The sequence below is a fragment of the Terrimonas sp. genome (assembly GCF_003075435.1).
Taxonomy (GTDB): Bacteria; Bacteroidota; Bacteroidia; order Chitinophagales; family Chitinophagaceae; genus Agriterribacter.
Genome location: NZ_QCZJ01000001.1, coordinates 235938 through 255845 on the forward strand (window position 1 = coordinate 235938; position 19908 = coordinate 255845).

At 41.5% G+C, this 19908-nt stretch carries 14 protein-coding genes; 2 read left to right on the forward strand and 12 right to left on the reverse strand.

Annotation, left to right across the window (positions count from 1 at the left end):
* Nucleotides 1–187: 187 nt before the first annotated feature.
* On the forward strand, nt 188–1303 hold the full coding sequence (locus tag DC498_RS00940) for an acyltransferase family protein (protein ID WP_116872245.1): 1116 nt from the start codon (nt 188–190) through the stop codon (nt 1301–1303).
* Nucleotides 1304–1336: 33 nt separating this feature from the next.
* A complete protein-coding gene (locus DC498_RS00945) occupies nt 1337–2086 on the forward strand; it encodes a glucosamine-6-phosphate deaminase (protein ID WP_116872246.1) in 750 nt (249 codons plus the stop codon).
* 70 nt (nt 2087–2156) lie between these two features.
* Here DC498_RS00945 and DC498_RS00950 read toward each other — a convergent pair whose 3' ends face one another.
* The 12 genes from DC498_RS00950 to DC498_RS01005 all read right to left on the reverse strand — a co-directional run bounded on the left by DC498_RS00950 (nt 2157) and on the right by DC498_RS01005 (nt 19795).
* Complete coding sequence (locus tag DC498_RS00950) at nt 2157–3893, reverse strand: PQQ-dependent sugar dehydrogenase (RefSeq protein ID WP_116872561.1); 1737 nt, start codon at nt 3891–3893, stop codon at nt 2157–2159.
* Between the two features lie 112 nt (nt 3894–4005).
* The gene (locus DC498_RS00955; RefSeq protein WP_116872247.1) at nt 4006–5520 is read right to left on the reverse strand and encodes a glutamate synthase subunit beta; all 1515 of its coding nucleotides are present in this window, start codon (nt 5518–5520) and stop codon (nt 4006–4008) included.
* Nucleotides 5521–5558: 38 nt separating this feature from the next.
* Nucleotides 5559–10070 (reverse strand): glutamate synthase large subunit, encoded by a 4512-nt coding sequence (gene gltB / locus DC498_RS00960; RefSeq protein WP_116872248.1) that lies wholly within the window; start codon nt 10068–10070, stop codon nt 5559–5561.
* A gap of 146 nt (nt 10071–10216) precedes the next feature.
* Entirely contained in the window at nt 10217–11503 is a 1287-nt protein-coding gene (gene ilvA / locus DC498_RS00965; protein ID WP_116872249.1) for a threonine ammonia-lyase IlvA, read from the reverse strand.
* 129 nt (nt 11504–11632) lie between these two features.
* Entirely contained in the window at nt 11633–12682 is a 1050-nt protein-coding gene (gene ilvC, locus DC498_RS00970; RefSeq protein ID WP_116872250.1) for a ketol-acid reductoisomerase, read from the reverse strand.
* Between the two features lie 4 nt (nt 12683–12686).
* Nucleotides 12687–13190, reverse strand: a complete 504-nt coding sequence (locus DC498_RS00975; protein WP_206197493.1) for a DinB family protein — start codon at nt 13188–13190, stop codon at nt 12687–12689.
* A 122-nt stretch (nt 13191–13312) separates the two neighbouring features.
* Nucleotides 13313–13900 carry an acetolactate synthase small subunit gene (gene ilvN, locus DC498_RS00980; protein WP_116872252.1) on the reverse strand — a complete coding sequence of 196 codons (588 nt, stop codon included), beginning with the start codon at nt 13898–13900 and terminating at the stop codon, nt 13313–13315.
* An 18-nt stretch (nt 13901–13918) separates the two neighbouring features.
* Nucleotides 13919–14629, reverse strand: coding sequence for a class I SAM-dependent methyltransferase (locus DC498_RS00985; RefSeq protein ID WP_116872253.1), 711 nt, complete (start codon nt 14627–14629; stop codon nt 13919–13921).
* A 7-nt stretch (nt 14630–14636) separates the two neighbouring features.
* Entirely contained in the window at nt 14637–16412 is a 1776-nt protein-coding gene (gene ilvB, locus DC498_RS00990; protein ID WP_240627807.1) for a biosynthetic-type acetolactate synthase large subunit, read from the reverse strand.
* A gap of 30 nt (nt 16413–16442) precedes the next feature.
* Nucleotides 16443–17033, reverse strand: a complete 591-nt coding sequence (locus tag DC498_RS00995; protein WP_116872255.1) for an ORF6N domain-containing protein — start codon at nt 17031–17033, stop codon at nt 16443–16445.
* Between the two features lie 112 nt (nt 17034–17145).
* Nucleotides 17146–18828 (reverse strand): dihydroxy-acid dehydratase, encoded by a 1683-nt coding sequence (gene ilvD / locus DC498_RS01000; RefSeq protein WP_116872562.1) that lies wholly within the window; start codon nt 18826–18828, stop codon nt 17146–17148.
* Between the two features lie 40 nt (nt 18829–18868).
* Nucleotides 18869–19795, reverse strand: coding sequence for a branched-chain amino acid transaminase (locus DC498_RS01005; RefSeq protein WP_116872256.1), 927 nt, complete (start codon nt 19793–19795; stop codon nt 18869–18871).
* Nucleotides 19796–19908 lie beyond the last annotated feature (113 nt).

Consider the following 19908-nt stretch of genomic DNA (forward strand, 5'->3'; position numbering starts at 1 on the left):
TAAATCCTGTTTCAAAAATATAAGCCTATAAGATACAACAGTAAATATCTACGGAAACGTTTACGGTAATTTTATTTCTTTTCACTGAAGAAATAAGTTAATTTGATGCTGTAACCGGGTATATATTTCATAATCCATACTCATTTGGAGAACAACTATTACTAATCATACTATTTTCCTGACAAAAATGAATCCAGCAGGCAATTTAAAAGAACCTTCAACCCGCTTGGTTTCTATTGACGCCTTAAGAGGCTTTGATATGTTATTGATAGCTGGTGGCGGCGCATTTATTGAAGCGCTGAAAGGACAAACAAGCTGGCAGTGGATTGATGTGATCGCCAGCCAGTTAACCCATCCCAAATGGTTTGGATTTACCTTTTACGATTTCATTTTCCCATTGTTCCTGTTCATTGCGGGCATCACTATTCCGTTTTCTGTTTACAAATCAATTGCCGCAGGCGCAGATAAACAGGTGATACTGAAAAAAGCATTCCGCAGAATGATCATTTTAATCTTACTTGGTATTGTTGATAAGAATACGCCAATTACTTTTTTTGAACCGCACAATATAAGAGTAGCAAGTGTATTAGGCAGGATAGGCATTGCCGGCTTTTTTGCAACATTGTTATACATCAATACTTCATCTGCATTAAAAAGAATCTACTGGATAGCAGGCATCCTGTTATTTTATTACGCGATAGTTTACCTGCCCGGCTTAGGTGGTGGTGATCTTTCAAAAGAAGGGAATATTGTGGGGCGCTTTGACCGTAGTTTTTTGCCAGGGCGGCTGTTAGAAAAAATATATGATGAGAATGGATTACTGACACAACTTCCGGCAATGTGTTTAACAATGCTCGGTACTTTAGCAGGAGATATTTTACGCTCCGGAAAAACAACCGGCTGGCAATTAAAAAACCTTGCCCTGAGCGGAGTTGCCTGTATAGCACTTGCCTTTATCTGGAATATGCATTTCCCCATCTTCAAAAAAATGTGGACAAGCTCTTTTATATTACTTACCGGCGGTATGGGCTTCCTGATTTTTACTGTATTTTACCTGGTCATAGATATATGGCATTTTAAAAAGTGGGCTTTCTTTTTTTATGTGATCGGGCTAAATTCTCTCACTATTTATTTATTGTATAGATTCGTAGACTTTGAAAAAAGCGCACGCCTGTTATTCTCAGGCTTATATGCACCGGTTTATCCAAAATTTCATCCTGCATTACAGGCACTGGGCGGGCTTTTACTGGTATGGCTGATGCTATACTTTCTTTACAGGAAAAAAATATTTATTAAAATATAAGCGCAAAGAGCACTTCTGAAATTATAATGACGTATGAAAATTGATATCTCAGGCAATGCACAGGAATTAGGGCAAAAATCCGGCAGGAAGGCAGCAGAATGTATTAAAGCGGCTATAGCAAGTAAAGGCACAGCTAATATTATTTTAGCAACCGGCGCAAGCCAGTTTGAAACTTTACACCAACTGATTAGCGATAAAGCCATTGACTGGAGCAAGGTTGTAATGTTTCACTTAGATGAATATATTGATCTGCCTGAGTCATCTCCTGCAAGCTTCAGAAAATACCTGAAGGAACGTTTCATCAATAAAGTGCCTGCGCTTAAAGCCTGCTATCTTATTAATGGCGAAACAGACCCTTTGGCTGAATGTGAAAAGCTGAACGCTATCATTCAAAAGCATCCGATAGACGTTGCGCTGGTTGGCATTGGCGAAAACGGGCATTTAGCTTTTAATGATCCTCCTGCAGATTTTGATATAACTAACCCCTATATCATTGTTAATCTTGATGAACCATGCCGCGCACAACAGTTTAATGAAGGCTGGTTTAAAACTATTGATGATGTGCCGAAGCAGGCTATCAGCATGTCAATAAAACAGATCATGCTTTCATCGGTTATTATTTGCTCTGTGCCTGATAAAAGAAAAGCGGCGGCGGTAAAAAACTGTTTATCGGGAGAAATAAGCAATATACATCCTGCAAGTATCTTGCAATCGCACAGCAATTGTATTTGTTACCTGGATGAAGCCTCTGCTTCTCTTCTGCCGGCGGATGTCATAAAATAAAAACTCAGCGTTTAGCAAATGCATTAACGATCCCTAATGCTTAAGCAGAAGCGCATAATAAATTAGTCTTTTATCTCTTTTTGACATTGGCCTCAGCATTAGTTAATTTATAAATCTTTCCATCCGCCTTGGTGAGCACATATAATACGCCTTTGGCATCTTCTCCTAATCTTACTTCTACCCTTTCGTTGCCACATGCTTTGGCTAACGTAGTTGAGTCACCATCTATCATGATTTGCAATGCTTTAATGGGAGCAAGTTTACCCTTTTGTATTTCTTTATTCTCAATGTAAAAAATTCTGCCGGTTGGTATATCGCCAAATATTATTTTCCCATTTAACGATGATATAGAGCCGGTGTATTCAAACCCACCTGATATTGCCTTGCCTTCATCATGATCGTAAGCTGCAACCGGGTACGTAATATGGTATATGCTATCATCCGGCGGCAATGCATAAACCTTGTTAATATCGCCATAGGGGTTAATAGAAAAATCTCCTTCACGCAATGGCCATCCATAATCCCCCCCCGGTTTTACACTATATATTGATTCTATATCATGTTGCCCAATATTGAACACAAGCATTTTTCCATCTTTAGTCCAGGTGATCCTGTGCGGATTACGGAAGCCATAACAGTATATTTCTTTCAGTAAAGCGGTGTCGGCAGCCTGCACAAACGGATTATCTTCGGGTATGCCGTATTGTTTGTTCCTGCTGTTATTGCCGCGGGGATCAATGCGTATTACCGTTCCCCAAATGTTTTTGGTATTATGCGGCAGCATCGGAAATCCATTCTCAACACTTCCGCCATCTCCTACACCAATATATAATATTCCATAATCTTTATCTGCCGGTTTAGCGAGAGGATTGAATAATATTTCCTGCACACCATGTATATCCTTCACCATATTCACTCTTAACATTTCCCTGCCTGTTCCTGAAAAAACCAGCGCCTTCGGATCGGTTACTTTCCATTCGGTTAATACCCATTGTAAAGTAACTTTTATAGAATCGTGGTATTTAAAGTCAGCAATTCCTGATCCCGGCGCCTCTGTGTGCGTAGTATACAACAACCCATTTTGCATAAATTCAGGATGAAAAGCAAAGCTCCCGAAACCAGATGCCAATCCCGGTTTTGATATAAAATGAGGTTTAAGCTTCTCCATGTCCATATATACCTCGGGTTTATCCTTCACTATCCTGTATAGTTTACCACGGAGGTCTACAACAAATAAATCATTGGTACCGGGCTGATAAGTAAGCTTGGTTATTCTTGCCAATGGCGCAGTTGAAGCAGATGCGGGTATTTGTATAAAAGGATGAAGAGTGATTGCTATTTCCGAAGATGGAATTACATCCGGGTAAGGATTAGTGATGGCCGCTGTATCTGCATTGCCCGAAACCGCAACGGCCGGCTTTGTATCTAAAAAGGCAATAATAGCATCTATCTCTTCATCACCTAATGCAATGAACGGCGGCATCATAGCTTTGTATTTCTGATGAAGTTGTACAGCGTATTTGTCACCGGAAGCAATCACACCTGCCGGATCTTTTATAAATGTTTGAAGCCAGCTGGCAGATACTTTCCCTGTAATACCACCCAGTTGCGGACCTATACCATCCTGCCTGAAGCCGTGACAGGTAGCGCAATTTTTTTCAAAAGAGATTTCTCCTTTTGCTACCAGGGCAGAATCAATTTTCTTTGTTTTGCCTGTACTGTCACTTTCGGTTCCTGTATTACATGCTCCTGCGAAAAGTATTAGTAAGACAGCAGGAAAAATCAAGCGAACGTTTATGCGTTTCATGAAAACACTTCTTTGCAATAAATATAATTTATGCAGACCAAAAATTACAAACAAAAAAAGCTGCCTGTGCGACAGCTTTAGATTTTTATTCAACAATCTTATAAAACTTACCTCAATCCACCGCCAGTGAAACCAGTGATGCATCTTTAGTCTCCAGTAATGAGCTACCCATCAAAAACTCATCTACCTTGCGTGCGCATTCCCGGCCTTCACTGATTGCCCAAACTACCAGCGATTGCCCCCGGCGCATATCACCTGCGGTAAATATTTTGGATATATTGGTTTGATAGGATCTTTCTGCGGCTTTTACATTTCCTCTTTCATCATATTCAATATCTAACTCATTAAGCATGCCTTCATGTTGCGGATGCACAAAGCCCATTGCAAGCAGCGCCAACTCACAGGGTATCTCTCTTTCTGAGCCAGGCACTTCTTCAAAACGCGAAGGCCTCTGGTCGTCAGAATATTTCCATTCAAGATCAACAATCTTCAATGCTTTGAGATTGCCTTTATCATCGCCCATAAACGCTTTGGTAGCTATAGCCCAATAACGTTCGCAACCTTCATCATGAGATGAAGATGTTTTCAACACCATCGGGTATGTGGGCCAGGGCATGAATTCCGTTCTTGCACCAGGCGGCTTAGGCATCAGCTCAAACTGTGTAACAGTTATGGCGCCGTGTCTGTTGGATGTACCTACGCAGTCGCTGCCGGTATCACCACCACCAATCACCACCACATTTTTTCCGGTAGCCAGAATTTCCTCCGGAAGTATATTGCTTTCAATATTCGGATTAGCAAGCGGATCTTTTTTAGCGTTGCGCTTATTTTGCTGTTTTAAAAACTGCATAGCAAAATACACACCTTTTAAATTGCGCCCGGGTATCGGTAGATCACGGGGCTTGGTAGAACCACCTGATAACACTATAGCATTGTATTCACGCAGCAGATCGTTTATGCTTACATTCACCCCAACATTGGCGTTGCATTTAAATTCAATGCCTTCCTGCTGCATAATATCAATCCTCCTGTCTATCACCCATTTTTCCAGCTTAAAATCAGGAATACCATAACGCAGCAAACCGCCGGGAACATCATCTCTTTCAAAAACAGTTACGCTATGCCCTGCATAATTTAACTGTGCCGCTGCTGCAAGACCAGCAGGACCGGCGCCCACTACTGCCACTTTTTTTCCGGTTTGCAAATTTGGCTTGCGTGGCTGTACAAATCCTTTTTCAAAAGCAATCTCAATGATATGCTTTTCTATTTCTTCAATAGTTACGGGCGGCTGGTTTATACCCAGCACACAGGCGCTCTCACAGGGCGCCGGGCAAATACGTCCCGTAAACTCAGGAAAATTATTGGTAGATGTTAAAATATCGTACGCTTCTTTCCAGCTCTTGCGGTAAACCGCATCGTTAAATTCAGGAATAACATTACCTAACGGACATCCATTATTACTGTGGCAAAAAGGAACGCCGCAATTCATACACCGGGATGCCTGGTTGGTTAATTCTTTTTCAGAGAAACGATTTACGAACTCATTATAGTTTTTTAATCTTTCTGCCACAGGTTTCTTTGTTGGCAGCTCACGTGTAAATTCAATAAAACCCGTTGGTTTACCCATTCTCTTTACTCAATTGAATTAATAATAAATAGTTTTGGTTATCTGCCTTCAACAGCAAGTTTTGCTTTTTGTACAGCCTTTTTATAATCTTTCGGAAATACCTTCACAAAATTCTTTAACTGGTTTTCAAAATCATCCAATATGAATTTTGCAACTGAACTTGCCGTATACGCATAATGCCTGGTGATCATATCATGCAATTCTTCCGCCTCTCCATTCACCACGGGATCAAGATCAATCATCTCCATATTGCAATTCTCAGGAAACTGCCCTTTCACATCGTATACATAAGCTATACCGCCACTCATACCTGCCGCGAAATTCCTTCCGGTATCGCCGAGAATAACCACGCGTCCGCCGGTCATATATTCACAACCATGGTCGCCCACACCTTCTACCACCGCTTTTGCACCGGAATTTCTTACGCAAAAACGTTCACCTGCTTTACCCCTGATGAATGCTTCACCTGAAGTAGCACCATAAAACGCCACGTTACCGATAATGCTGTTTTCTTCAGGCACAAATCCTGCTTCTTTTGAAGGATAGATGATCAGCCTTGCACCACTCAATCCTTTTCCAAAATAGTCGTTGGCATCACCTTCAAGCTCAAGTGTAACACCATTGGTATTAAATGCACCAAAGCTTTGCCCCGCAGTACCTGTTAGTTTAAAATGTATGGTATCTTCAGGCAACCCTGCAGCTTTATAGCGTTTGGTTATTTCGTTTGAAAGAATAGTACCTGCTGTTCTGTCTGTGTTCTTTATTTTAAATTCAGCATATACCCTCTGTTTATTGTCAAGCGCAGGTTTTGCTTTATCAAGGAACTGCCAATCCAATACCGTTGCCAGCCCGTGGTCCTGGTTTTCCTGGTTGTATAATCCTGTATACTCTGATGCCGGTTCTTTATATAATACAGGTGAGAGATTGAGTTTACTGTATTTCCAGTGTGTTATGTCGTCCCTTCTTTCTAAACAATCTGCCTGTCCAACCATTTCATTAATGGTGCGGAAGCCGAGATCAGCCATAATTTCACGTAGATCCTGCGTAATGAATTTGAAGAAGTTCACCACATGATCAGGATCGCCGGTAAATCTTTTACGCAATTCAGGGTCTTGTGTGGCAACACCCACAGGGCAGGTATTCATGTGGCATTTACGCATCATGATACAGCCTTCAACCACCAGTGCCGCTGTTGCAACGCCCCACTCTTCTGCACCCAGCAAGGTAGCGATAGCAATATCACGGGCTGTTTTCATTTGCCCGTCAGCCTGTAATACAATCCTGCTCCTGAGTTTATTTCTTACCAGTGTTTGATGGCTTTCTGCCAGGCCAAGTTCCCAGGGCAACCCGGCATGTTTAATAGAGCTTACAGGAGATGCACCTGTTCCGCCATCAAAGCCTGCGATCAGTATTACATCCGCTTTTGCTTTTGCAACACCTGCAGCAATTGTACCTACGCCTGCTTTTGATACCAGCTTAACGTTGATACGTGCCGCACGATTTGCATTTTTAAGATCATATATTAACTGCGCAAGATCTTCAATAGAATAAATATCGTGGTGCGGTGGAGGAGATATCAAACCAACACCTGGTGTAGAGTGCCTTACTCTTCCGATCCAGTCATCCACTTTATCACCAGGCAACTGACCACCTTCTCCGGGTTTTGCACCCTGCGCCATTTTAATCTGCAATTCATCTGCTTCAGTAAGATACTGGCTGGTAACGCCAAATCTTGCAGAAGCTACCTGTTTAATAGCAGAACGCATTGAATCGCCGTTAGGCAATAATTCATAACGCTTTTCATCTTCACCACCTTCGCCGGTATTGCTTTTACCACCAAGACGGTTCATAGCAATTGCTAAAGTAGTATGCGCCTCCCATGAAATTGAACCGAAGGACATTGCCCCTGTTGCAAAACGTTTGTATATATTTTCTGCGGGTTCTACCTCTTCAATGGGTATAGAAGGGCGATTCTTTTTGAAACGGAATAAACTGCGCAGCGTACAGGCTTTTTCTCCCTGGTCGTTAACCGTTTTACTATACTTTTTGAAAGTATTGTAATCATTCATTTTTGTAGCATATTGCAACAGGTGAATGGTTTGCGGGTTGAACAGGTGCTGCTCTCCTTTACGTTTCCATTGGTATATGCCGCCAACGGATAAACGATCTACAGGTATATTTTTACGGTTGAATGCCAGTGTATGTTTAGCCAGGGCTTCTTTCGCAATTTCATCTAATCCCATTCCTTCTATCCTGCTTACCGCACCGGTGAAATATTTGCTTACCACATCACTGTTCAAACCTAATATTTCAAAAATCTGCGCTCCCTGGTATGATTGTAAAGTAGAGATACCCATTTTAGAGAATACCTTCAGCAAGCCGTCGCAAACAGCTTTCACATAATTCTTGCGCATATATTCCCATTCCAGCTCGGTATCCCATTTACCGGTAGCCTTCATCGTGCGTATAGTTGCTAAAGCGAGATATGGATTGATGGCTGTTGCGCCAAAACCTATCAAACATGCAAAATGGTGCACTTCCCACACGTCGCCTGCTTCAACCACTATACCCACTTGCCCACGCAAACCTTTACGAATAAGATGGTGGTGAACTGCAGCAACAGCCAGTAAAGAAGGTATTGCAGCGTGATCGGAATCTATAGCCCTGTCTGAAAGAATGATCACTTCAAAGCCATCTTCAACAGCATCAACCGCATAACGGCACAAACGATCTAATGCAGCTTTTAATGAACCTGGTTTACCATCAGACCTGAAATAACATTGCAATGTTTTTGCCTGGAAAATACCGGTATCTATACTGCGGAGCTTTTCTAATTCAGTGCTGGTTAATATGGGTTGCTTTAAAGCTACGGCATGACAATGCCCTGGATCTTCTTCCAGCAAATTACCATTATTGCCTACATAAGAAGCCAGGCTCATTACCAATCTTTCCCTGATAGGATCAATAGGCGGGTTAGTTACCTGCGCGAATAATTGCTTAAAGTAACTGCTCAGGTGTTGCGGCTGATCAGACAATACTGCCAGTGGCACATCTGTTCCCATAGAACCAACAGGCTCTTTACCATCTACTGCCATTGGCCTGATAATGGTTTCCACATCTTCTGTGCTATAGCCAAATGCTTTCTGATATTTGAATACAGAGTCTTCTGAAAGGTGTGTAAAGGTTACACGGGGCGGAGCCAGTTCTTCCAAACGTATTTTATATTGATTCAGCCAGTCGCTGTAAGGTTTTTGTGTGCAGATATCTCTCTTCAGTTCTTCATCGCTGATAATCCTTCCCTGCTCCATATCTACCACAAACATTTTACCGGGCTGAAGCCTTCCGTAACTTTTTACAATGCGGGGGTCAACCGGCAACGCGCCTGTTTCAGATGCCATGATAACCCGGTCATCATGTGTTACACAAAATCTTGAAGGGCGAAGACCGTTCCTGTCAAGTGTTGCACCAATTATTTTTCCATCGGTAAATGAAATAGAAGCCGGACCATCCCAGGGTTCCATTATTGCCGCATGGTATTCATAAAATGCTTTCTTAACCGGGTCCATTTTGTCATTGCCATCCCATGCCTCAGGTATCAGCATCATCATTACGTGTGGCAATGATCTGCCGGTCATGGTGAGCAACTCTACCATATTATCCAAACAAGCAGAGTCAGACATGCCGGGCGTAACAATAGGCAGCAGCATATCCATTTCTTCATCAGTAAAATATGGAGAAGAGAAACCATTTTCACTGGTTTTAAGCCAGTTCAGATTTCCCTGCAAAGTATTGATCTCACCATTGTGCGCTATATAGCGGAATGGTTGTGCCAGTTTCCATGAGGGGAAGGTATTGGTAGCAAACCTTGAGTGCACCAATCCAAAAGCGCTTACTACTCTTTTATTGGTAAGATCAGTAAAATAGGTACGCACCTGGTGGCTGGTTAACTGGCCTTTATATGATACGGTTTTATATGACAGCGAAGCGATATAAAAACCAATCGCGTCTTTCTTAACTGTATTGTTAATGGTATGCGTAGCATAATTGCGCAATACAAAAAGCTTGCGCTCAAATTCTTCAGGATTATCGATATGATCAGGACAGGCTATAAATACTTGTTCCATTTCCGGCTCTACAGAAAGGGCGGTAGGGCCAATATCAAAAGTATTTACCGGCACCTTACGGTAAGTAAGTATTTCCAGTCCGAGCTTTTCGGCAGCACGGGCAAATATTTCACGGCATTCTTCCCTAAGCCTGAGTTCTTTTGGGAAAAAAATCACACCGACACCATAACGACCAAAAGCCGGTAAATGCACACCCAGCTTAACACATTCCGCAAAGAAAAACTCATGAGGAACCTGTATCATGATACCTGCGCCGTCACCGGTATTGCTTTCACTACCACAAGCACCGCGATGTTCCATATTTTCAAGAATCGTCAGTGCGTCAGAAATGATTTGATGAGATTTATTGCCCTTAATATTTGCAACAAATCCAACACCACAGGAATCGTGCTCAAACTCAGGTTTGTACAAGCCATTACTAACCATAAAAAGGAATATTTAAATAAAAATCAAAAAAATTAGAAAAAGCTAAAGTTTTTCTAATCACATGGCAGGCAAGAGGATAAAAATACTAAAAAAAGAGAAAAAAAATACACTTTGTTTAAAAATTGAAGGAGAGTGTGAATATCATTCTATACCAGGTAAGACAACAAACTGTCATCTTTATTGATTTCTGAAAAATTCACCTGGTATTGTTTCATATTTTCAATAAGCTTAATATAATCTTTTTTGTGCTGAAGTTCTATTCCTACAAGCGCAGGGCCTGCTTCTTTATTGGTCTTTTGCATGAATTCGAACCTGGTAATATCGTCATTAGGTCCTAAAACATTATTTACAAATTCTTTTAATGCACCGGGCCGCTGGGCAAAATTGATAAGAAAGTAGTGTTTAAGCCCTTCAAACTGGAGGGATCTTTCTTTTATTTCGGGCATCCTGTCGATATCATTATTGCCGCCGCTTACTATGCTAACTACTTTTTTGCCCTTAATTTCATCTGCACACTGCTCCAGCGCGGCTATAGATAAGGCCCCGGCAGGCTCAACCACAATCGCATCTTCATTATACAATCTTAATATAGTGGTACAGATTCTCCCTTCGGGAACAAGTACTATCTCGTCTATTACCTTACTGCAAATGTCGTAAGTGAGGTCACCGATGCGCTTAACTGCTGCTCCGTCTACAAAGCGGTCAATCTCGGCAAGCATTACCGGGTGTCCGGCATCAAGCGCAGCCTTCATTGAAGGAGCTCCTGCCGGCTCAACACCTATGATTTTTGTATCGGCGCTGAACGTTTTAAAATATGCGCCTATACCCGCACACAAACCACCGCCGCCTACGGGAATAAAAACATAATCAATATCGGATGCATCTTCCAGTATTTCTACAGCAACGGTCCCCTGTCCTTCTATAATACTATAATCATCAAAAGGAGGAATAAAAACCATATTATGCTCAACAGTATACGATTTAGCGGCTGCCGCACAATCATCAAAAGTATCGCCCACTAATTTTATTTCAATAAAATCTTCACCAAACATTTTTGTCTGGTTAATTTTTTGTTTTGGAGTGATAACAGGCATAAAGATGACACCTTTAATACCTAACTTTTTGCAGCTGTATGCAAAGCCCTGCGCATGATTTCCGGCACTTGCGCAAACAACACCACGTTTTTTCTGATCTGCATTGAGGCTGGAGATCATATTATATGCGCCGCGCAATTTATAGGAACGGGCAATCTGCAGATCTTCTCTTTTCAGGTAAACTTCACAACCATACCTGCGGGAAAGATTCTGGTTGTACATTAAAGGCGTACGGTTTACAATTTTTTTGAGGCGATAAACCGCATCATGAAAGTTAAGCCTCCCCGACCATGCGGGAAGGCTTTGCTTTATCGTTTCGTTTTTGTTTCCTTCTTTCATCTTTACAGGTTACAAGTTCCGGGTTGCCTGCGCAGGTTGCACGTTTCATATCTCACCATTCACCATAACACTATATACAACATTTAACCAGGTGACTCACCTTACACCCCACACCATTTACCCTACACCCTATTTCTGATTTTCAGGTCTCAGGCTTCTAACAGTTTTACCAGCCTGCCACATTTCACTTTCACGCAACTCTTTTAATTCTTCTTCGAGCTTTTCGCGGTAATCTGTTTTGCTGTTGCTGTCAATAGAACGCTGAGATTCTTTACCGGTAGCTACGCTCTCATACAATTCTTTGAATACAGGAGCAGTAGCGTCACGGAACTTTTTCCACCAATCCAATGCACCACGCTGAGCGGTTGTAGAGCAGTTGGCATACATCCAGTCCATACCATTTTCTGCTACCAGTGGCATTAATGATTGTGTAAGTTCTTCCACGGTTTCATTAAATGCTTCAGAAGGCGAATGTCCTTTATCGCGCAATACCTGGTATTGTGCAGCAAAAATACCCTGGATGGCCCCCATCAAAGTACCACGCTCACCAGTTAAATCGCTGTATACTTCTTTTTTGAAATTGGTTTCAAAAAGATAACCGCTACCCACAGCAATACCTAATGCAATTACCCTGTCTTTTGCTTTACCGGTAGCATCCTGGTAAATAGCATAGCTGCTGTTTAAACCGCGCCCCTGTAAAAACATGCGGCGCAATGATGTACCGGATCCTTTTGGTGCAACCAGGAATACGTCCACATCTTTGGGAGGAACAATGCCTGTTTGCTCGTTGAATGTTATACCAAAGCCATGAGAGAAATACAATGCTTTACCGGCAGTAAGATGCTTTTTAACAGTTGGCCATAACTCAATTTGTGCAGCATCGCTTAAAAGGTAGCAGATAATAGTGCCTTTCTCTAAGGCCTCTTCAATTTCAAACAAAGTCTCACCAGGAACAAAACCATCTTTCACAGCCTTATCCCAGGTTTTAGAGTTTTTACGCTGGCCAACAATTACATTAATACCGTTGTCTCTCTGGTTCAACGCCTGGCCAGGACCCTGAACACCGTATCCTATTACTGCAATCGTTTCGTTTTTTAATACTTCCTGGGCTTTGCTTAGCGGAAATTCGTCACGTGTTACTACGTTTTCCTCAACGCCGCCGAAATTTAATTTTGCCATGTTGTTAGTTTGAAAATTTGATATGTTGAAAATTGGAAAATTGCTTTGTTATTGAAAGGTGTTTTGCTATAGCCATTGCATAACCCAGATGCAATGTATCATGCGTAGCAAAATATGGAATTGCATCCCGGATGCTGGTAAGCTCAACACCAAATTGGGTCGCAAAAGTAGTATATCCTTTAAACTTATCGTTGTTCAGGTCTTCTTTTAATTGGTCTACCAGTGAAAAAGCATATGTTTTTAAGACAGCTATTTCACTTTGAAGGATAAAACTTTCCGGTTTTGTGCCTTTCTGGTATTTTTTTATGAGATGATCATCCATATGCGCGGTAAACCCCGGGCGTACATAGCAAAGCATTTGCTGGCTTACTACTATATGCCCGAAATTCCAGGCGATATTATTATTAAACCCTTCCGGAATTTCATTCAACTGCTCAACAGATAAGCTGTCAACCAGTTCTGTGAACTTTTTTCTGCCTGCGTATATGATGTCGAATAATTTGGTCATGATTCTCTATATACATTTTTTCACCACATAGTAACAGAGGAAAAATAGAACCACATAGTTGAAATCATATTCTATGCTTCCCTATACTCCTATTGTGCCTATGTGGTTAAACTGCCCGTCCCCTACATCGAAAATACCTCATCCTGCTTATCCAGAAATTCATTTTCTACTATATCTGTTCCGGGTTTCTCTTCTTCAAATTCCCTCAGCTTTTCGTAGAAGCCGCTGCTGGCATTAATAATAGCCACTCTCGCGCTTCTTACAAATTCTATCAATCCCAAAGGCCCTAATACTTCAGTGAGTTTATTGATCTCTTCCCTGTGCCCTGATGTTTCAAATACGGTATAGTCCTTACGGATCACTACCGCTCTTGCACCATACTGGCGTAATAATCTTTCTACTTTAACATCTTCAATAACCTTATCGGTAGACACTTTATACAAAGCCAGTTCCTGCCAAACGATCTCCTCATTATTATTATAATATGCTTTCAACACCTCTACCTGCTTTTCTATCTGGCGAACCAGTTTTTTTACTACTTCTTCCACTTCGTTAATAACAATCGTAAAGCGGTGTATACCTTCAACCTCAGAAGGAGAAGTATTGAGGCTTTCAATATTTATTTTTCTGCGGGAGAACATGATCGCAATGCGATTCAGCAACCCGATATGATTTTCAGTATATACTGTTATGGTAAATTCCTGTTTCATTTCTTTTTGTTTAATTGTTTATTTTATTCCACCAAAAGCAGCAAAGCACATATTCTTATGCAATATCTCTGTTGCCCGGAATCCAACTTTTTTCATGAGCTCCATCTGGTAAGTTACAGAACGTGGTGAATCTTCCTTATCAATATACTCCATCACTTTCTCACGGTAATGCTTTCCATTTACGCCTTCCAGGTAATCGCCATAGCGCTCCCAGGTATACTCACTTATTGCTGCTGTTTCCTGTATTACCAGGTCGGATATCATTAAACAACCTCCTGGTTTTAACAAGCTGTATAATTTGCTGAAGGTGGCTTCCCAATCTTTATCGTCGCGCAGGTGATGCAGTACAGCACCGGCAAGTATAATGTCGAAATGATTTCCGGGTAATTTTGCTTCCCGTATATCACCCTGCAAAATATTTACTTTGCCATTAGTTTGCTGTAAAACTCTTTCCTGTGCTTTATCGAGCATTGGCCTGCTTAAATCCACCAGTGTGCAATTAAGGCCGGGAAGTTTTTTCAGCATCATCAGCGTATAGTTACCCGCACCACAGCCTACATCTAATAATTGTGCAGCTGCGGGAACAATTCTCTTTGCCGCTTCAGTAATCAGTTCCAGCGAAACGGTAGCATCAATGGTAGATATCTGCCCTGTATCGAGATTAGAAAACCTTTCTACATCGTTATCAAAACGAACCCTTATTTCTTCTATCGTTGATTTTTGCGTCATGGATTTTTTATTTCAACCTGATCTCCGCTACACCACAACCCTGCGGCACCATCGGGAATACATTATTTTCTTTACCTACCATTATTTCCAGCAGGTATGATCCTTTATGTTCCAGCATTTCCTGTAAAGAAGATTTAAGGTCTTCACGTTTTGCAATGCTTTTTCCTGCAATGCCATAACCTTTGGCTACTGTTACAAAATCAGGACTGGTAATATTTACAAAAGAATACCTTTTATCGTGGAACAACTGTTGCCACTGGCGTACCATTCCGAGGAAATGGTTATTAAGAATGATGATTTTTACATCAACATCAAATTGCATAATAGTGCCTAATTCCTGTAAGGTCATCTGGAAACCGCCATCCCCGATAATAGCTACTACTGTACGATCTTTTGCACCGAACTTAGCACCAATAGCCGCGGGCAACGCAAAGCCCATTGTACCTAACCCGCCGGAAGTTACATTGCTCCTTGTTTTATCGAACTTTGCATAACGGCAGGCTACCATCTGGTGCTGACCCACATCGGTTACGATAACAGCACTTCCGTTGGTGAATCCGTTCAATACATTCAACACCTCTCCCATTGTCATTATCTCACAGGTTGGATGCAACTCATCTTTAATAACAGCATCTTCTTCTTCCACCAGCATTGTCCTGAATTTATTCAACCATTCTTTATGTTCTTTCTTTTCAATTAATGCCGTAAGCAGTGGCAGCGTTTCCTTACAATCGCCCCAAACAGGTACGGTTGCTTGTACGTTCTTATCTATTTCAGCAGGGTCAATATCCAGGTGAATCACTTTTGCCTGCTTCGCATATTTATCTAATCTTCCGGTTACACGATCATCAAACCGCATACCAACCGCAATCAATACATCACATTCATTGGTAAGCACATTCGGAGCATAATTACCATGCATGCCCAGCATACCAACGTTTAAGGAATGATCTGTTGGCAAAGCACTTAATCCCAATACTGTTGCTGCTGTGGGTAATCCTGCTTTTTCAATAAATGCTTTAAACTCTTTTTCAGCTTTTCCTAAAATAACTCCCTGCCCCAAAAGCACAAATGGCTTTTCGGCTTTATTAATTAATGCTGCTGCCTGCTGTATATACTCCTTGCGCACAATAGGCTTTGGGCGATAGCTGCGGATATGAGTACAGGGTTTGTATCCCTGGTAATCGAATTTCTGAACCTGCGCATTCTTGGTAATATCAATCAATACCGGGCCGGGTCTGCCGGTTTTGGCTATATAAAAAGCTTTGGCAAGGGCTGCCGGAATTTCGCTGGCATCTGTTACCTGGTAATTCCATTTGGTAACAGGTGTAGTAATGTTTATCACGTCAGTTTCCTGGAAGGCATCCGTACCCAGCAGATGTGCAAACACCTGTCCGGTAATGCATACGACAGGGGTACTATCAATCTGCGCGTCTGCCAAACCGGTTACAAGATTTGTTGCACCTGGTCCGCTGGTGGCAAATACCACCCCTACTTTGCCGGAAGTACGTGCATAGCCCTGTGCGGCATGTATACCGCCCTGTTCATGTCGTACGAGGATATGATTGAGCTGATCATTATAATCGTAGAGCGCATCATATATAGGCATGATAGCGCCACCAGGATATCCAAAAAAATCAGTGACCCCTTCCGCGACCAATGCTTCCAGCACAGCAACGCTTCCACTGATGGAAGTATTGGCTTTTACTCTTACCTGTGATTGCGTTGTCGTTTCTTTACTCTCTGATTTTTTTGTTTTCATTGTTTCTGTTGCGCTACTCATGGTATTCAATTTTTAATTACACATTTATAGTTATTTTTTAAATCCTATTCGCTCCCTGTCCTTCCATTGTTTCTCTATGTTTTCTTCTTCTACTTTTTTGTCGAGCATGGTTTCCAAAGCATCATAAATCTGGTTCAACTGAGCATCATGCCCATCCATGCGTTCCTTTAAATCATCAATTACTTTTATCACTTCCACATATTGCATCGCCATTTTTCGCATGGCAATAAAAGCTTTCACTATGGCTATATTCATCTTTCTTGCTACCGGGCTTTTCAACACGCTTGCCAACATAGTAACGCCATGCTCGGTAAATGCATAGGGAAGATATTTACTATAATTACCGCGTCCCGGCTTTTTCATTATCACAAATTGTGATGATTTAAGTTCCTGATCATCAGCCCGTTGTTCGTCTAAGGTCACAATTTGTGACCTTAGAGCATTATATTCTGGTCTTGTTAATTGAAACATAAACTCGGCAGGAAAGCTTTCTATATTTCTTTTAACTGCCTGGTTAAAAACTTTCGTCTCTACATTATACAATACTGCCAGATCAAAATCAAGCATCACTTTCTGCACACGTATTTCATAGATTTTATTCTGTATGACCAGTAGTTGCATTGGTGTTATTTTTCATGGTTAACAAACAATGGTCTGATAAACCTATAAGGTTTGTCGGGTGGTTATTCTGCGCTGTAAACCTTACAGGTTTACTTCCGCATCACTATTCACCTTAATCTTCATCAGTTACACATCCTTCACTCGCATCCTTCACTAATTTTGCATATTTATATAATACCCCGTTTTTCACTTTCAGCGCTGGTTTTGTCCAGCGTTTTCTTCTTTCAGCAATTACCTGATCAGAAACTTTTAGCGTGATGGTATTTTTAACGGCATCCAGTTCAATGATATCATCATCTTCTACCAAACCAATCAATCCGCCTTCGTATGATTCAGGCGTGATATGCCCTACCACAAATCCGTGCGTTCCCCCACTGAATCTTCCATCAGTAATCAAGGCAACTGACTTTCCCAGCCCTGCACCTATAATAGCAGACGTTGGTTTTAGCATTTCAGGCATACCGGGCGCACCTTTGGGTCCTTCATTAATAATCACTACCACATCGCCTGGCTTTACTTTACCTGATGATATACCTTCAATCAATTTCTTTTCACCATCAAATACTCTTGCAGGACCTTCAAAACGTTCGCCTTCTTTGCCGGAAATTTTTGCGACACTTCCTTTTTCTGCAAGATTGCCGTAAAGGATCTGAAGGTGCCCTGTAGCTTTCAGGGGCTTTTCAAGCGGGTAAAGAATATCCTGCGTTTCAAAACTTATTTCAGTAATATCTTTAAGATTTTCGCCTAATGTTTTACCGGTAACCGTTAAGCAATCACCATGTAACAAACCTTTATTCAACAAATATTTCATTACTGCGGGTATGCCTCCGTGTGAGTGCAACTCCTGCATAAGATATTTACCGCTTGGTTTAAAATCAGCCAACACAGGTGTTTTATCACTTATTGCCTGGAAGTCATCCTGCGTTAATTCAACTCCTACACTTTTAGCCATTGCAATAAGGTGCAAAACAGCATTGGTACTTCCACCCAATATCATGATAACAGTTATAGCATTTTCAAATGCTTTCTTCGTCATAATATCTCTGGGCTTAATATCTTTTTCGAGTAAAAGCTTTATGGCTTTACCGGCATCAAGACACTCTTTCTTCTTATCACCACTGATGGCAGGATTACTTGAAGAATAGGGCAAGCTCATTCCTAGTGCTTCAATAGCACTGGCCATCGTGTTAGCAGTATACATACCACCGCAGGCGCCCGCACCAGGACATGAATGTTTTACAATCTCTTTGAAATCACCATCCTCTAATTTACCAGCGATCTTTTGTCCCAGGGCCTCAAATGCAGAGATAATATTTAACTCCTGCCCCATGTAATGCCCCGGGGCAATCGTACCACCATATACCATTATCGAAGGGCGGTTCAAACGGCCCATTGCCATGATACAACCCGGCATATTCTTATCGCAGCCCGGTATGGTAATCAGCCCGTCATAATAAAAGCCACCGCATACCGATTCAATACTATCCGCAATCAAATCGCGGCTTACCAGCGAGTATCGCATACCATCGGTACCATTACTAATGCCATCGCTGATGCCAATGGTATTAAAAATCAAGCCCACCAAATCATTATCCCACACACCCTTCTTTACCACTTTTGCAAGATCGTTCAGGTGCATGTTGCAGGTGTTACCATCATAACCCATGCTGGCAATACCTACCTGTGCTTTCTTCATATCATCGTCCGTCAGACCGATACCATATAGCATAGCCTGTGCCGCGGGCTGGGTTTCATCCTGTGTCAGTACCTTCGAAAACTTATTTAATTCTGCCATTTTTATATTATTATTCTTCGTTAGAAATTTTTCTATGTGGTTATGCAAGGCTTTTTTCTTTACCTGAGCTATGCTTTATTGTTGCATCCGGTTCTTTTTCGATAATCAAATTTTTATATGCCGTCTGCACCTTTTTACTCACGGTTTCATTCCAGGATTTTTTAAACTTCACATTATCCAGGCTTTCCCAACCAATTACTTCAGCAGCTGTGCCACAGTAAAAAGCAGCATCAGCATTTTTTAATTCATCTGCTTTAAACAATCTTTCTTCTACAGCTATACCCAGCTTTTTACAAATTTCAAAAACAGTTGCCCGTGTGATGCCAGGCAAAATATTTCCCGGAGGCGGCGTAACCAATTTGCCATCTTTTTCAAAAAACATATTAGCGCCAGGGCCTTCGGCTATATTATCATTCATATCTGTTAAGAGCGCTTCGTCAAAACCTTTTGCCTTTGCCTCCTGGCTGGCCAATATGGAATTTACATAGTGCCCGGCAGCTTTTGCTTCTATCTTAAATCCCTTCGGGTTAGGCCGTTGAAAAGAAGAAGTCATTACTCTCAGCAATTTATCTCCCAGGAAGGGCGCCATTTCCCATGCTTCAATCACAATAAATGCTTCCGTATTCACCACAAAACTCATATTTGCCGGGGCATAAACCACAGGGCGTATATATGCATCCTGGATATTGTTGCGTTTCAACACTTCGTATGTAGCAGCAATTAACTCATCTGTATTCCACGTATACGGCAGGTTCATTGCCAGTGCAGAATTTTTCAGTCGCTCGTAATGCTCTACGGGTTTAAATATTTTCGTTTCGCCTTTTTCTGTTTTATAAGCACGAATGCCTTCAAAAACCGAATAGCCATAGTGAAATGACTGGCTATAGAAATCCATTTTTGCATCCGCGGCTTTTACAAAAGAACCGTTCAAAAAAATTACCGTCGCATCATTGTAATAGGAAGCCATTGTGTTTGATTTAAAATGTTGAAATTATTATTGCTGTAAAACAAAAAACCCGCCTCTTAAGGAGGCGGGTTCATATATTTTTAAGTATTTATTTTATATACAAATTACACCTC

Coding starts and splice junctions, on each gene's coding strand:
- DC498_RS00940 (WP_116872245.1), top strand. CDS start 188: ATGAATCCAGCAGGCAATTTAAAAGAACCTTCAACCCGCTTGGTTTCT.
- DC498_RS00945 (WP_116872246.1), top strand. CDS start 1,337: ATGAAAATTGATATCTCAGGCAATGCACAGGAATTAGGGCAAAAATCC.
- DC498_RS00950 (WP_116872561.1), bottom strand. CDS start 3,893: ATGAAACGCATAAACGTTCGCTTGATTTTTCCTGCTGTCTTACTAATA.
- DC498_RS00955 (WP_116872247.1), bottom strand. CDS start 5,520: ATGGGTAAACCAACGGGTTTTATTGAATTTACACGTGAGCTGCCAACA.
- gltB (WP_116872248.1), bottom strand. CDS start 10,070: ATGGTTAGTAATGGCTTGTACAAACCTGAGTTTGAGCACGATTCCTGT.
- ilvA (WP_116872249.1), bottom strand. CDS start 11,503: ATGAAAGAAGGAAACAAAAACGAAACGATAAAGCAAAGCCTTCCCGCA.
- ilvC (WP_116872250.1), bottom strand. CDS start 12,682: ATGGCAAAATTAAATTTCGGCGGCGTTGAGGAAAACGTAGTAACACGT.
- DC498_RS00975 (WP_206197493.1), bottom strand. CDS start 13,190: ATGACCAAATTATTCGACATCATATACGCAGGCAGAAAAAAGTTCACA.
- ilvN (WP_116872252.1), bottom strand. CDS start 13,900: ATGAAACAGGAATTTACCATAACAGTATATACTGAAAATCATATCGGG.
- DC498_RS00985 (WP_116872253.1), bottom strand. CDS start 14,629: ATGACGCAAAAATCAACGATAGAAGAAATAAGGGTTCGTTTTGATAAC.
- ilvB (WP_240627807.1), bottom strand. CDS start 16,412: ATGAGTAGCGCAACAGAAACAATGAAAACAAAAAAATCAGAGAGTAAA.
- DC498_RS00995 (WP_116872255.1), bottom strand. CDS start 17,033: ATGCAACTACTGGTCATACAGAATAAAATCTATGAAATACGTGTGCAG.
- ilvD (WP_116872562.1), bottom strand. CDS start 18,828: ATGGCAGAATTAAATAAGTTTTCGAAGGTACTGACACAGGATGAAACC.
- DC498_RS01005 (WP_116872256.1), bottom strand. CDS start 19,795: ATGGCTTCCTATTACAATGATGCGACGGTAATTTTTTTGAACGGTTCT.